Source organism: Pseudomonas sp. Teo4 (genome assembly GCF_034387475.1).
In the GTDB taxonomy this organism is placed as follows: domain Bacteria; phylum Pseudomonadota; class Gammaproteobacteria; order Pseudomonadales; family Pseudomonadaceae; genus Aquipseudomonas.
Genome location: NZ_JAXCIL010000001.1, coordinates 1,464,627 through 1,479,266, shown reverse-complemented (window position 1 = coordinate 1,479,266; position 14,640 = coordinate 1,464,627). Strand labels below are relative to the sequence as shown.

At 65.0% G+C, this 14,640-nt stretch carries 12 protein-coding genes; 7 read left to right on the top strand and 5 right to left on the bottom strand.

What is annotated here, in order from left to right:
- Positions 1-30: 30 nt before the first annotated feature.
- The gene (locus tag PspTeo4_RS06890) at positions 31-1,461 is read right to left on the bottom strand and encodes a coniferyl aldehyde dehydrogenase (protein WP_322362957.1); all 1,431 of its coding nucleotides are present in this window, start codon (positions 1,459-1,461) and stop codon (positions 31-33) included.
- Positions 1,462-1,646: 185 nt separating this feature from the next.
- Between PspTeo4_RS06890 and PspTeo4_RS06885 the strand changes: the two genes are divergently transcribed.
- Positions 1,647-2,630 (top strand): flavin reductase family protein, encoded by a 984-nt coding sequence (locus tag PspTeo4_RS06885; RefSeq protein WP_322362956.1) that lies wholly within the window; start codon positions 1,647-1,649, stop codon positions 2,628-2,630.
- 59 nt (positions 2,631-2,689) lie between these two features.
- Positions 2,690-3,958, top strand: coding sequence for an MFS transporter (locus tag PspTeo4_RS06880; RefSeq protein ID WP_322364805.1), 1,269 nt, complete (start codon positions 2,690-2,692; stop codon positions 3,956-3,958).
- 154 nt (positions 3,959-4,112) lie between these two features.
- Here PspTeo4_RS06880 and PspTeo4_RS06875 read toward each other — a convergent pair whose 3' ends face one another.
- The 4 genes from PspTeo4_RS06875 to PspTeo4_RS06860 form a co-directional block, all read right to left on the bottom strand.
- Positions 4,113-4,859: an enoyl-CoA hydratase gene (locus PspTeo4_RS06875; protein ID WP_322362955.1), complete on the bottom strand. Its 747-nt coding sequence runs from the start codon at positions 4,857-4,859 to the stop codon at positions 4,113-4,115.
- A gap of 107 nt (positions 4,860-4,966) precedes the next feature.
- On the bottom strand, positions 4,967-5,482 hold the full coding sequence (locus PspTeo4_RS06870; protein ID WP_322362954.1) for a peroxiredoxin: 516 nt from the start codon (positions 5,480-5,482) through the stop codon (positions 4,967-4,969).
- Between the two features lie 82 nt (positions 5,483-5,564).
- Positions 5,565-6,839 carry a glucarate dehydratase family protein gene (locus tag PspTeo4_RS06865; protein WP_322362953.1) on the bottom strand — a complete coding sequence of 425 codons (1,275 nt, stop codon included), beginning with the start codon at positions 6,837-6,839 and terminating at the stop codon, positions 5,565-5,567.
- A gap of 9 nt (positions 6,840-6,848) precedes the next feature.
- Positions 6,849-8,105 carry an MFS transporter gene (locus tag PspTeo4_RS06860; RefSeq protein ID WP_322364804.1) on the bottom strand — a complete coding sequence of 419 codons (1,257 nt, stop codon included), beginning with the start codon at positions 8,103-8,105 and terminating at the stop codon, positions 6,849-6,851.
- 181 nt (positions 8,106-8,286) lie between these two features.
- Here PspTeo4_RS06860 and PspTeo4_RS06855 point away from each other — a divergent pair, with 181 nt between their 5' ends.
- The 5 genes from PspTeo4_RS06855 (at position 8,287) to PspTeo4_RS06835 (ending at position 14,594) form a co-directional block, all read left to right on the top strand.
- Positions 8,287-9,180 (top strand): LysR family transcriptional regulator, encoded by an 894-nt coding sequence (locus PspTeo4_RS06855; RefSeq protein ID WP_322362952.1) that lies wholly within the window; start codon positions 8,287-8,289, stop codon positions 9,178-9,180.
- Between the two features lie 540 nt (positions 9,181-9,720).
- Positions 9,721-11,259, top strand: coding sequence for an ABC transporter ATP-binding protein (locus PspTeo4_RS06850; protein ID WP_322362951.1), 1,539 nt, complete (start codon positions 9,721-9,723; stop codon positions 11,257-11,259).
- Between the two features lie 10 nt (positions 11,260-11,269).
- Positions 11,270-12,373, top strand: a complete 1,104-nt coding sequence (locus PspTeo4_RS06845) for an ABC transporter permease (RefSeq protein WP_322362950.1) — start codon at positions 11,270-11,272, stop codon at positions 12,371-12,373.
- 11 nt (positions 12,374-12,384) lie between these two features.
- Positions 12,385-13,311 carry an ABC transporter permease gene (locus PspTeo4_RS06840; protein ID WP_322362949.1) on the top strand — a complete coding sequence of 309 codons (927 nt, stop codon included), beginning with the start codon at positions 12,385-12,387 and terminating at the stop codon, positions 13,309-13,311.
- Positions 13,312-13,511: 200 nt separating this feature from the next.
- Positions 13,512-14,594, top strand: a complete 1,083-nt coding sequence (locus PspTeo4_RS06835; protein ID WP_322362948.1) for a BMP family ABC transporter substrate-binding protein — start codon at positions 13,512-13,514, stop codon at positions 14,592-14,594.
- The last annotated feature ends 46 nt before the right edge of the window (positions 14,595-14,640 follow it).

Genomic DNA, 14,640 nt, shown 5'->3' with positions numbered 1-14,640 from the left:
TGTCCTGTTTATTATTGTTGTGGTGGTTCATCAGTCGGCGGTCACCTGGGCCAGCATGGCGGCGAGGAAGTGCTCGCCGTAGGGTGGCAACAGGCCCCATTCGCGGCGCGGGTCGTGGGCTGGCGCCTGAAACACCGTGCGCAGGTGGCTGAATTCAAGGAACCCTTCGCGTCCGTGATAATGCCCCATGCCGGAGGCGCCGACACCCCCGAATGGCGCATCGTGCATCGCGGCGTGCAGCATCACGTCGTTCAATGTCACACCACCGGACAGGGTGTGGTCCAGCACCTGCTGCTGTTCCTGCGCATCGGCGCCGAAGTAGTACAACGCCAGCGGGCGTGGCCGGGCGTTGATCTGGGCGATGACTTCACTAACAGACTCATAGGTCAACACCACCATCGCCGGGCCGAAGATTTCCTCGTGCATGATCCGTGCGTCCTGCGCTGGGTCGACCACTACCCGCAATGGCCGGCGCCGGTCGTCACCCTCGCCCGATTCCGGCATCGACTCTATTCTCGCCCCCAGCTGCCGAGCGCCTTGCACCAGGTCTTCCACCCGCGCCAGGTGCCTGGCATTGACCACCGCCACCACATCCGGGTTGCCGCTGGCGGTCGGGTTGAGCGCGCAGTAGGCCTCGCGCAGCGCAACCAGGAAGGTTTCAAGCGAGGGCCGCGGCACATACACCAGGTCCGGGTTGATGCAGATTTGCCCGCCGTTGGTGGCCTTGGCCGCAGCGATGCTGAACGCCGCCTTGCCCAGGTCGGCGCTGCGCGACAGCAGCACTGGCGACTTGCCGCCCAGCTCCAACGTCACCGGCACCAGGTGCTGCGCTGCATTGCGCATCACCGAGCGGCCAATGGCGGTGCTGCCGGTGAATACCAGGTGATCGAACGGCTGGGCGGTGAAGGCCTCGGCCAGCTCGGCATCACCGGTCACCACGGCCACCTCCAGCGGGTCGAGATGTTCCGCGCACAACTCAGCCACCAGCGCGGCAGTTCGTGGCAACACCTCGGATGGTTTGAGAATGGCCCGGTTGCCTGCGGCCAGCGCCGACGCCAAGGGGCTGAACAAGGTGTACAACGGCGCATTCCAGGTGCCGATGATGCCCACCGAGCCTTTGGGCTGATAACGCACCCAGGCCTTGGCGCCCAGCTGGTCGTAGGGGGTGAACACCGGCCTGGGCTCATCCTGCATCCAGGCCTGCAGGTGGTCCCTGGCGTGCTTGAGGCTTGCCAGCGCCCCGAGCACATCGTTCATCAAGCTAAAGCCGGCGGGGCGGCCACCGAAGTCCTGGTCGATGGCGTCGGTCAGGCTTTCATGGTGGCGCACCAGTAGGTCGATAACTTGCTGGATACGTTGGCGACGGCGCTCGGCCGTGACCGCGCCCTCTGTGTTGAAGGCGTCCTTCTGCCGTGACAACAGGCTGCCGAGCGCCTGGACCGATGACGGAACGGGTTGCATGCGTGTCTCCTCTGGCTGGTGGCTGCGCTCGTTGCGCATGACGCCACACTAGCCATGGGACGCGGGCTAGCGCCTCGTCCGATCGGACCAGAATCGAGCAAAAGCGTTAGTCCGTTGAGACGATGCCCAAGGGGGCCGGCCATCCAATACTGGCAGCACAAAAAATCCACCCCACGAGGCCAGCCATGGCAACACAACATACCGGTTTCGACCCCCAGGCCTTCCGCGCAGCGCTGGGCACCTTCACCACAGGCGTCACCATCATCACCTCCCAGGCCGAAGACGGCTCGCCGGTCGGCATCACCGCCAACAGCTTCAACTCAGTGTCGCTCAACCCGCCGTTGGTGCTGTGGAGCCTGTCAAAGCAAGCGCGCAGCCTGCCGGTGTTCAGCAGCGGCAAGCATTGGAACGTGCATGTGTTGTCCATCGAGCAGGAGAAATTGTCCGGGCGCTTCGCCACCCAGGGCGAGAACAAGTTCGCCGAAATCGAACTCGACGACGGCATCAGCGATGCCCCTCTGCTGCAGGACTGCACGGCACGTTTCCAGTGCCGCACGGCGTTCCAGTACGAAGGTGGCGACCATGTGATCTTCGTTGGCGAAGTGCTGGCGTTCGACCACAGCGACCGTGCGCCATTGGCGTTCCAAAGCGGCCAGTACGCCCTGGCCACGCGCAAGCCACGCAGCGAGCTGCGCCTGGCCACCACCCCGCCGCCGCCGGAATGCAGCTACACCGAAGACCTGCTCGGCTACCTGCTTGGCCGTGGTCACTACCAGGTGTTGAACCTGCTGCGTCACCTGCTGAGCAACCAGCAGCTCGACGAGCAGGCGTTCTTCGTGCTGGCCGTACTGTCGATTCGCGACAACCTCAGCCTCGCGGAAATCAACACCTTCGTCAGCTACACCGGCCATGTAGTCACGCTGGCGGGCATGCGCTTCCTCGAGCGCCAGGACCTGGTCGCCATCGAGGGCGAAGGCGCGCAGTTGCGCTTCGTGCTCACCGCCAAAGGCCGCGAAATCTCGTTGCAGCAAGTGGCGCTGGCCAAGGTGGTGGAGGAAGAACTGACCGCCAAGCTTGGCGAGGCGGACGCCCAGGCATTGAAGGTGCTGCTCAAGCGCCTGATCGTGGTCAGCGACCCCGGTTTGCCTGATCTCTGGGCGCCACGGTGAACACTGCGGTGCCGACGCTGCCGCCGACGGCGGTCGGCTGGCGCAGCCATGGCCTGCTGATGTTGCTGGCGGCGGTGTTCGCCGACAACTTCGTGGGCCGGCAGATCCTGGCCGTGATGATCGAGCCCATCAAGGCCGAGTTCGGCGTCGGCGACACCGCGCTGGGCCTGATCTCCGGCTTGGCCTTCGCCGCCATGTACGCGGTGCTCGGCTTGCCTGCGGGCAGGCTGGTGGATCGCCTGCCGCGCACGCGCCTGCTGGCCGCGGCCTGCCTGCTCTGGGCGCTGGCCACCATGGCATGCGGGCTGGCAGGCAGCTTCCTGGTGCTGGCGCTGGCGCGAATGCTGGTGGCGGTGAGCGAGTCGCCGACCACCTCGGCCTCGCTGTCGCTGATCGCCGACCTCTACCCACCGCAGCGGCGTTCGTTCGCCATCAGCTGTTTCACCGCTGCGCCGACCTTTTCCTCGATCATCGGCCTGAGCATCGGCGCCTGGGTCGTCGAACACCATGGCTGGCGCACGGCATTCGTCGCCCTGGCCCTGCCCGCCCTCGCCTTCGCCGCAGTGCTGGCGCTGGTGCGTGACCCGCAACGGGGCCGCTGGGACCTTGTCGCCCACCCTGCGCCAAACGCGCGCCTGGGCCTTGGCGCCGAAGCGCGGATACTGTGGGCGCTTGCGCCCTATCGCTGGCTGATCCTGGCTGGCGGGTTGACCACGCTGGGGTCTTACGCGGTGGCGATGTGGAACACCAGTTTCCTGGTGCGCTCCCACGGCCTGTCGCTGCAGGACGCGGGCATGCTGGCGGGTGTGGTCTGCGGTACGGCGGCCGGATTCGGTGGGCTGTTCAGCGGCTGGTTGAGCGACCGCCTCGCGCGCCGAGCCGCCCATTGGCAGCTGACACTGCCGATTGCCGGGCACCTTGCCGCAATGACAGCGCTGAGCACCTACCTGCTGTGGCCTGCCGACCTGCTGATGCAGCTGGGGGCCTTGCCGGTGCCGGCGGCCATGCTCTGGTGCGCGCTGTACAGCTTTTTTGCGGTGTGGTGGGTTGCGCCGTCTTACAACCTGGTCACGCAACTGGTGCCGCCGCAACGCCGGGGGACCGCGATGGCGCTGCAGACCATTGTCAGCACCTTGTTGGGAATTGGTGTCGGGCCGTTGTTGACGGGTCTGGTCAGCGATCTGCTGCAGCCGGTGTTCGGCCAGCAGTCGCTGCGCTATGCCTTGCTGCTGGTGAGCCTTCCGGTGCTGGGTGCGGTGCTGCTACTGATCAGGACGCTCGGTCACAGCCGCGAGCAGAGCCGGCAACAGGCCTTGCCTGCGGAGTGAGGCAGGGCTTGGCGTGATGCCTGTCAGTTAGCGTTATTGGGCCTGCTACGCAGCCCATCGCAGGCTACGCCAGCTCCTACGGGTATTGTGGTGATTTCAAATGTGGGAGCTGGCAGAGCCTGCGATGGGCCGCAAGGCGGCCCTGATATCAGGCTTAACGCAACCTTCGGCTGAACCCCGCAATGGCAGTTTGCGCTGTATCTTCCTGCAACAGTCGGGCAAAAACCTGCGCTTCCTCATCGATGCACGCGTGCACCGCGCCCTGAACACCCCGCTTGAGCAAGCGCTTGGCCTCGGCGACAGCCGCCGCAGGCTTTTGCGCGATCTTCTGTGCCTGGGTGAGCGCCCAATCCTGCACCTGGTCCGCAGGCAGCAGCTGGTTGACCAGGCCCGCACGCAGGGCGAACTCGGCGTCGAACGGCTCGCCGGTCAGCAAGGCTTCGGCTGCACGCGGGTAACCCATCAGGCGCGGCAGCAGCAGGCTGGAAGCGCCCTCCGGGCTGACCCCGAGGTTGACGAACGGCAGGCTGAAGCGGGCGTCACTGGCGGCGTAGACCAGGTCGCAATGCAGCAACAAGGTGGTGCCGATACCCACCGCCACCCCGCACACTGCCGCAATCAGCGGCTTGGGGAAATCGTTGAGCGCATGCAGGAACCTCCAGACAGGCGCCTGGGCGTCCAGCGGCGGGTTGTCGATGAAGTCGCCCAGATCGTTGCCGGCCGTGAACACCGTTGCGTCGCCTTGCAACAGCACCACGCGGACTTCGCTGTCCTGTGCGGCAGCCTGCAAGGTTTGCGTCAGGGTCTGGTACATCGAGCTGGTGATGGCGTTCTTGCGCTGTGCGCGGTTGAAGCTGACGGTAAGCACACCGGCGCTGCGGTGGGTGAGGATCTCGTTCATGCGCGTGGTTCGATCGTGGGCAGCCGAAAGTGGCAGCCCACATCTAAGCCATGGCGGGCGATTGAGAATCCTCCAAGTTGAGTAGAGCGGCTAAAAGAGCTTGATGCTCAGGCTGCGCCACCCTCGCCCAGGAACTTCAGCATGCTCTGCGCATCGCTGACGTCCAGCTTGCCCGGTGCATCGACTTCGATGCGCCGCACCACCAGGTTATCGGCCAGCAAGGCATAGCGCTGCGAACGGCGGCCCATGCCGCGGGCCGAACTGTCCTGGGCCAGCCCCAAGGCATCGGTGAGTGCACAGTTGCCGTCCGAGATCATGCCGACCTCGCCTTGCACCGGGAAGGTCTTGCCCCAGGCGTTCATCACGAAGGCATCGTTCACCGCCACACAGAGGATTTCATCCACGCCAGCGGCAAACAACGCTTTCGCCGCCTCCAGGTAACCCGGCACATGACGCTCCGAACAGGTTGGGGTGAACGCACCCGGCAGGCCGAAGATCACTACCCGCTTGCCTCGGCAGCGCTCGTGCAGCGAAAACGCCTGCGGGCCGATCGGGCAGGCACCCTGCCCGTCGCTGTACTCGTGGAGCGTTACTTCAGGCAGCAGGTCACCGGTTTTGATCATGGGGGCTCCAAAGGATGGACACGTGGAAGGCTTCACAGTGGGTGAAGTGTCGCAAGCATCCCCTTGGAGCGCCAGAGCCGAATCAGTAGCGTGGCTTGACCGCCTGCCAGTCGGGCTTGTACTTGCGCATCTCGCGCACGTCGTCGCGCTGGCGGATGCCACAGCCCAGGTACTGCTCATGCAGCTTGGCCAGCTGATGCGGGTCCAGTTCCACACCCAGTCCCGGTGCGCGGGTGATCTTCACGCAGCCCTCGACAATCGGCAGCTTGCCGCCCTTGATCACTTCCTCGTCCGGCTCCTGCCATGGGTAGTGGGTGTCGCAGGCATAGTCCAGGTTCGGTGTGGCGGCGGCGACATGGGCCATGGCCATCAGGCTGATGCCCAGGTGCGAGTTGGAATGCATCGACAGGCCCAGACCAAAGGTTTCGCACATTTTCGCCAGGTGCTGGGTGTCACGCAGGCCACCCCAGTAATGGTGGTCGGCCAGCACGATCTGCACGCTGTTCTGCGCGACGCTGCGGCGCAGCTCGTCGAAGTCGGTCACCACCATGTTGGTGGCCAGCTTCAGCCCGCTTTCACGGTGCAGCGCCGCCATGCCATCCAGGCCCGGTGTGGGGTCTTCGTAATACTGCAGGTCATCGCCCAGCAGCTCGGCCATGCGCAGCGCGGTGTCCAGCGACCAGTTGCCGTTCGGGTCGATACGCAGCGGGTGGTTGGGGAAGGCCCGCTTCAAGGCCTTGATGCAGGCCACTTCGTGCTCCGGGTCCAACGCGCCGGCCTTGAGCTTGATGCTGCCGAAACCATGCGCCTCGATCATGCGGGCGGCCTGGGCGACGATCTGCTCTTCGCTCAGTGCCTCGCCCCAGTTGTCCGGGGTGTACGGGGAGTCCTTGTGCTGGGCGTATTTGAAGAACAGGTAGGCGGAGAACGGCACGCGGTCACGCACGGCGCCGCCCAGCAAGTCCACCAGGGGTACGTTCAGATGGTGGGCCTGCAGGTCCAGGCAGGCCACCTCGAAGGCCGAATGGGCATTGGCCACCGCCTTGCTGGCGTGGGAGCCCGGCGCCAGTTCCGCACCAGGCAGGCTGCTGGGCCGGCGCGCGGCCACCGTGGTCTGGACGATACGCCGCAGGCCATTGAGGTCGAACGGGTCGAGCCCGACCAGTTGCGGGGCGACGGCTTCGAGCATCGCCAAGGCCGGGGCGTCGCCGTAGCTTTCACCCAGGCCGACATGGCCGTTGTCGCTTTCGATCTGAATGATCGAGCGCAGCGCCCAGGGTTCATGAATGCCGCTGGCGTTGAGCAAGGGTGGGTCGCGGAAGGCGATTGGCGTCACGGTTACACGGGTGATTTTCACGTTCGAGGCTCACTTGGTCAGGGTTTGGCAGGAAATGGAGGGCAGCGGCTCGGCAGCCGGGCCTGGGCGCGGTGTGGTGCGGGCAAAGAACACCAGCACCGCGGCCAGCATCGAGGTGCCTGCCAGCCCGTACAAACCGCCTTCGATGGAGCCGGTGCTTTGCTCCAGGAAGCCGAAGGTGGCCGGGGCGACGAAGCCGCCGAGGTTGCCCAGGGAGTTGATCAGGGCGATGACCGCGGCAGCGATGCGCGCATCCAGGTACCCCTGTGGAATCGGCCAGAACAGTGCCGACGCCGCCTTGAAGCCGATTGCCGCGAAGCAGATGGAGACATAGGCGAACACCGCCCCACCGCTGGTGGACAGGAACATGCCCAGCGCGGCGATGGTCAGCGCCGTGGCTACCCAGGCCTGCTGGTGGCGAAAGCGTGCCGCCAGGGCGGCAAAACCATACATGGCCACAATCGAGATGATCCACGGAACGGAGTTGAACATCCCGACGATGAAGTCGTCGCGCACGCCCATCTGCTTGATCATGCTCGGTAGCCAGAACGTTGCGCCGTAGATGGTCAGGGCGATGGCGAAATAGATGAAACAGAACAGCACGATCTGCCGGTCACCCAGCAGGCGCAGCAACGAAGGCCGGACACTGTGGGTGGCTTCGCGAGTGCGTTGCTCTTCAGCGATGGCCTCGGTGAGTGCGGCCTTTTCTTCGTCGCTCAGCCAACGCGCCTGGCTTGGGTGGGACTGCAACCAGGCCCAGACGAAGAAGCACAGCACGATCGAGGCGCCGCCTTCGATCAGGAACATCCACTGCCAGCCATGCAGGCCCAGGCCTTCGATGTGCAACAGCGCGCCGGTCACCGGCCCCGAGATCACCGACGCGATGGCCGAACCGCTGAGGAACAGCGCCATCGCCTTGCCCCGCTCGGCCGCTGGCAGCCACTGGGTAAAGTAGTAGATCACCCCCGGGAAGAACCCGGCCTCCGCCACACCCAGCAGAAAGCGCAGCGCATAGAAGCTGGTGGGCCCTTGCACGAATGCCATGGCCATTGCCGCCAGGCCCCAGGTGGCCATGATCCGAGTCAGCCAGGCGCGGGCACCGTAGCGTTGCAGCAGCAGGTTGGAGGGCACTTCGAACAGCGCATAGCCGACGAAGAACAAGCCAGCGCCCAAGCCGTAGGCCGCAGCGCCGATGCCCAGGTCGACTTCCAGGTGGCTGCGCACGAAACCGATGTTGACCCGGTCGATGTAGTTGACGATGAACATCACCACGAACAGCGGCAGGACATGGCGTTTGACCTTGGTGGCGGCGCGCTCGAGCGCCGCGCAGGATTCGGTAGTCAAGGGAAGGCTCCGATCGTTTTGTTGTTGTCTGGTGGGATGATGGACGGGGTGATTGTTGCCGTCTAATCTAACCTGGCATGTGATTGATACCCGGATTGGATCAATGTTTGAACTGACCCAGCTTCGCTGCTTCACCACCGTGGCCACCGAACTGAACTTTCGCCGCGCCGCCGAACGCCTGAACATGACCCAGCCGCCGTTGTCCCGGCAGATCCAGCTGCTGGAGCATCACCTGGGGGTCGAACTGTTCACCCGCAGTACCCGCAGCGTGGCCCTGACTGCCGCCGGGCGGGCGTTCTTCATCGAGGCGCAGAACCTGCTGGAGCGGGCCGAACAGGCCGCCATCGCCGCCCGCCGCTTCGCCGCCGGTGACATTGGCAGTGTCGCGATCAGCTTCGTTGGCAGCGCGGTGTACGAATTTTTGCCCAAGGTGATCGCCGAGGCACGGCTCAAGCAGCCGCAGGTGAAGATCGAACTGTTCGAGATGAACACCTACCAGCAACACGAGGCGCTGCGGGCGCGGCAGGTGGACCTGGGCATCGTGCGTTCGCCGCTGCAGCAGCCGGGCTACGTCAACGAATGCCTGGTGCGCGAACCCTTCGTGCTGGCGGTGCACCGCGAGCACCCACTGGCCGAGGCGCCCGCCCCGTCACTGCGCGACCTCGATGGCGAGCCGTTCCTGATGTATTCGCACAACGCCTATCCGCCGTTCAACGAACTGCTCACCGGCATGTTGCGTTCGGCCCAGGTGACACCGCAGTACGTTCAGTGGCTGGGCTCGTCGCTGACCATCCTGGCGCTGGTCAACGCGGCCATGGGGCTTGCGCTGGTGCCCCGCTGCGCCAGCAGTGTGGCGTTCAAGAATGTGGTGTTTCGAGAGGTGGCGCTGGCGGCGGGCGTGCAGAGCGAGCTGCATCTGGTGTGGCGTGAAGACAACGACAACCCGGCGTTTTTGATGCTGCTGGATGCGATACGTAACGCGGCGCAGGTGCTGTAGGGTGGTGTGGGGTGTGGCAGTGGGTGCTTGCCACAACATTTTTAGCGTCTGTGAGATCGAGCGCCGCCCGCGCGGCGCATCGCGAGCAAGGCTCGCTCCTACGTTTGTTTCGGGCCAGTTATGCCTGTGGGATTTGCGCGCGAACGCCTTGGCGCATGGCTTGATATCGAGTCGTACAAACAAGGCGGTCGCGCGCGCCTCTCACAGACGTTACTGGCCCGAAACAAACGTAGGAGCGAGCCTTGCTCGCGATGCGCCGCGCGGGCGGCGCTCGATCTCACAGGCGACAACACACTAAAGACGGGCACTCCGCGCCCCTCACTCAATCACCGGCCAATTCCCACACAATAATGCGCAAAAACACCCGCACCATCACGGAGCAGCCACGCGCACCATTCCCTCGCAAACACGCCATCCGCAGCCTCCCCCATCGTTGCAACAGCCCCTCTACACCAGGCGCCACCCAACAACCTGACCAGTTGGCCATGTTTTTGCTTCACCCACGAGACACGCCCCCGCACACCCACAGCGAGCTGCCTCATGTCCCCTTCCAACCCGCCGTTACGCCTTGAACTGCGCGCCATCACCAAGCGCTACCCGGGCACCCTGGCCAACGACCGCATCGACCTGAGCATCCACCCCGGCGAAATCCACGCCCTGCTGGGTGAGAACGGCGCTGGCAAAAGCACCTTGATGAAGATCATCTACGGCGTCACCGCCCCCGACAGTGGCGAGGTGCTGTGGCAAGGCCAGCGTGTGCAGGTACGTGACCCGGCGCAAGCGCGGGCACTGGGCATTGGCATGGTGTTCCAGCATTTTTCGCTGTTCGAGACCCTCACCGTGGCCGAGAACATCGCCCTGGCCCTGGGCCCTGAAGCTGGTACGCCAAAGCAGTTGGAGCCACGCATTCGCGAAGTGTCGCAACGCTACGGCATGGGCCTGGCGCCGGAGCGTCTGGTGCATAGTCTGTCGATTGGCGAGCGCCAGCGGGTGGAGATCGTTCGCTGCCTGATGCAGGACATCCGTCTGTTGATTCTCGACGAGCCAACCTCGGTGCTCACCCCGCAGGAAGTCGATGAGCTGTTCGTCACCCTGCGCGCCCTGGCGGCCGAGGGCTGCAGCATCCTGTTCATCAGCCACAAGCTAGGTGAAGTGCGTGCCCTGTGCGACACCGCCACGGTGCTGCGCGGCGGCCGTGTTTCTGGGGCCTGCGTGCCGCGTGAATGCAGCGACCTGCAACTGGCGCGGTTGATGGTCGGCGACGCCGAAGGCCTGGAAGCCAGCTACCCGAAAGTGGATGGCGGGCAGGTGCGTCTGCGCGTGGATGACCTCAGCTGGCGCAACCTCGACCCGTTCGGCACCTCGCTCGGCCAGCTGCGCCTGGAGGTGCGCAGTGGCGAAATCGTCGGCATCGCCGGGGTTGCCGGCAACGGCCAGGATGAACTGCTGGCGCTGCTTTCCGGCGAAGCCCGCCTGCCGCGAAGCGAACGCGAGCGCATCACCCTCGACCAGCAACCCATGGCGAACCTGCACCCGGACGAGCGCCGCCGCCTTGGCGTGGCCATCGTTCCCGCCGAGCGCCTGGGCCACGGCGCGGTGCCGGACATGAGCCTGGCCGACAACGCGCTGCTGTCCTCGTTTCACCAAGGGCTGGTGGAGCACGGCATGGTTCGCCGCAGCCGCGTGTTGGCCCTGGCCGAACGCATCGTGCAGCGCTTCGGGGTGAAGACCCCGGACATCCACACCCCGGCCCGCAGCTTGTCTGGCGGCAACCTGCAGAAGTTCATCCTCGGCCGTGAAGTGCTGCAGCAACCCAAATTGCTGGTGGCTGCACACCCGACCTGGGGCGTGGACGTCGGCGCGGCGGCCACCATCCACCGCGAGCTGATCGCCCTGCGCGACGCCGGGGCGGCGATTCTGGTGATTTCCGAAGACCTCGACGAGCTGTTCCAGATCAGCGACCGCCTCGGCGCCCTGTGCGGCGGTCGCCTGTCGCCGCTCAAGGCCACCGCGCACACCACCCTCACCGAAGTCGGCCGCTGGATGGCCGGCCAATTCGACAACCCTGCTGCCGCCTGAAGAGAAGCCCATGCTATTGACCCTCGAACCTCGCCTGCAGCAGTCGCGTCGCCACTTGCTGCTGTCGCCGCTGCTGGCCGGCCTGCTGACACTGCTCAGTGGCGCCCTGCTGTTCGCCGCACTCGGCCATGACCCGCTGGCGGCCTTCCATACCTTGCTGATCGAACCGGTGCAGGACCTTTACGGCCTGAGCGAACTGCTGATCAAGGCCATCCCCATCCTGTTGTGCGCCCTGGGCCTGTCGGTGGCCTACCAGGCGCGCATCTGGAACATCGGCGCCGAAGGCCAACTGCTGATCGGCGCCCTGGCCGGCAGCGCGCTGGCGGTGAACATCATCGACTGGACCTCGTCGTGGGCACTGGTGCTGGTGATCGTGGCCGGCGTGCTGGCCGGCGCCGTGTGGGCGGCACTGGCGGCGTGGTTGCGCACGCACTTCAACGCCAACGAAATCCTCACCACCATCATGCTCAATTACATCGCCCTGAACCTGCTGCTGTACTTCGTGCATGGCCCGCTGAAAGACCCCGACGGCTATAGCTTCCCGCAGTCGGCCATGTTCGGCGACGCCAGCCGGCTGCCGACGCTGTTCGAGGATGTGCGCCTGCACGGTGGTGTTTACCTGGTGCTGCTGGCCGCCGTCGCGGTGTGGGTGCTGTTGTCGCGCAGCTTCATGGGCTTCCAGGTACGGGTACTGGGCCTGGACAGCCGCGCCGCGGGGTTGATGGGCTTTCGCGAGAAACGCCTGGTGTGGCTAGCCCTGCTGATCAGCGGCGCGCTGGCGGGCCTGGCCGGGGTCTGCGAAGTAACCGGGCCCATCGGCCAGCTGGTGCCGCAAGTGTCGCCAGGCTATGGCTACGCGGCGATCACCGTCGCCTTCCTTGGCCGCCTCAACCCGTTGGGCATCCTGGTTGCCGGCCTGCTCATGGCACTGCTCTACCTCGGTGGTGAAAACGCCCAGATGGCGCTCAACCTGCCGCAATCGCTGACCGAGCTGTTCCAGGGAATGATGCTGTTCTTCCTGCTCGCCTGCGACCTGCTGATTCTCTACCGCGTGCGTCTCGGCCGCTGGCTCAAGCCAGTTGCAGTGAAGAACACCGCACAAGCCACCGCCTGATCGGAGTGACCATGGACCTCGACCTTGTCAGTAACATCCTTTACGCCATGGTGCGCTGCGGCACCCCGCTGCTGCTGGTGGCGCTCGGCGAGCTGGTGTGCGAGAAAACCGGCGTGCTCAACCTCGGCCAGGAGGGCATGATGCTGTTCGGCGCGGTGATCGGCTTCATCGTCGCCTTCTCCACCGGCAGCCTGTGGCTGGGCGTGCTGCTGGCCTGCCTGGCCGGCATGCTGCTGTCGGCGTTGTTCGCCCTGGTGGCCCTGGGTTGCCAGGCCAACCAGGTGGCCACCGGCCTTGCCCTGACCATTTTCGGTATTGGCCTTTCGGCCTTCGTCGGTACCGCCTGGGTGGGCAAGCCGCTGGCGGGCTTCGAGCCGCTGGCCATCCCCATGCTTAGCGACATTCCGCTGATTGGCCACATGCTGTTCAACCAGGACGTGCTGGTGTACCTGTCGTTCGTGCTGTTCGGGGTCATTGCCTGGGTGCTGCTCAAGAGCCGGCTGGGCCTGATTCTGCAAGCGGTCGGCGAGAACCCCAATGCCGCCAGCGCCATGGGCTTGCCGGTGCTGCGGGTGCGCACACTGGCCGTGCTGTTCGGCGGAGCCATGGCCGGCATGGCCGGGGCCTACCTGTCGCTGGCCTACACGCCGATGTGGGCAGAGAACATGAGCGCAGGCCGTGGCTGGATCGCCCTGGCGCTGGTGGTGTTCGCCAGCTGGCGGGTGTGGCGCGTGCTGCTGGGGGCGTACCTGTTCGGCCTGGCCAGCATCCTTCATCTGGTGGCGCAAGGCATTGGTATCAGCGTGCCGTCCAACCTGCTGGCGATGCTGCCCTATGTGGCGACCATCCTGGTGTTGGTGCTGTTGTCGCGCGATGCCGTGCGCACCCGGCTGTACGCACCGGTGTCCCTTGGCCAGCCCTGGCGCGCCGGGCACTGAGCGCACCTGTTTCAAGCGGTGCGGGCCGGCTGTGCACCTTTATTGACCCCTCCGACAGCTTTCTGCCCACCGCGCCCCTACGTTTCATGCGGGGTGCAGAAAGTTTTCGGCTTATTGTCCTCTTGGTCAATTTTTTGCAACAGGCCCAACGCCAACTTCGGCCCAGTAGAACAATACGATAGACACGGAGCCTCTACCCTATGTCCACCCCTTCCCTGAAAAGCCTGGTACGCGGTGTCGCCGCCGCCCTTGGCCTGGTCGCCACCCTCGGCGCCCAGGCCGCCGACCCGCTCAAGGTCGGTTTCGTCTACATCGGCCCCATTGGCGACCACGGCTGGACCTACCAGCACGAACAAGGCCGCCAGGCCCTGATCAAGCAGTTCGGCGACAAGGTGCAGACCAGCTATGTCGAGAACGTGGCCGAGGGCGCCGACGCGGAACGGGTCATCCGCAACATGGCCAAGGGCGGCTACAACCTGGTGTTCACCACCTCGTTCGGCTACATGAACCCCACCGTCAAGGTGGCCAAGCAATTCCCCAAGGTCACCTTCGAGCACGCCACCGGCTACAAGCAGGACAAGAACGTCGGCACCTACCTGGCCACCTCGTATCAAGGCCGCTACGTCGCAGGCTTCCTCGCTGCCAAGATGACCAAGAGCAAAAAGATCGGCTATATCGCCTCGTTCCCGATCCCTGAAGTCATCCGCGACATCAACGCCATCCAGCTGGCCCTGGACAAATACAACCCCGGCACCGAAATCAAGGTGGTGTGGGTCAATTCCTGGTTCGACCCGGGCAAGGAAGCCGATGCCGCCAACGCCCTGATCGACCAAGGCGTCGACGTGGTGTTCCAGCACACCGACAGCCCGGCGCCGATCCAGACTGCCGAACGCCGTGGCGTGTACTCGATCGGCTATGCCTCGGACATGGCCCACTTCGGGCCCAAGGCCGTGCTGACCTCCATCGTCAACAACTGGGGCCCGCACTACATCCGCAGCGCCCAGGCGGTAATGGACGGCAACTGGAAGCCCGAGGACTACTGGGGCGGCCTGACCGAAGGCACCATCGAGCTGCCGATCAGCGACCTGGTGCCGGCCGACGTGAAAGCCGAGGCCGAGCAGATCATCGCCGGCATCAAGAGCGGTGCCTTCCACCCCTTCACCGGCCCGATCCTCGACCAGAAAGGTGAAGTGCGGATTCCTGCAGGCGCAGTGGCCAGCAATGCCGAACTGGCCGGCATGAACTACTACGTCAAAGGCATCACCGCCAACCTGCCGCAGTAACCGACGCAACACGCGCCGTCCCTTTCCACCGCGAAAGAACCGCGCA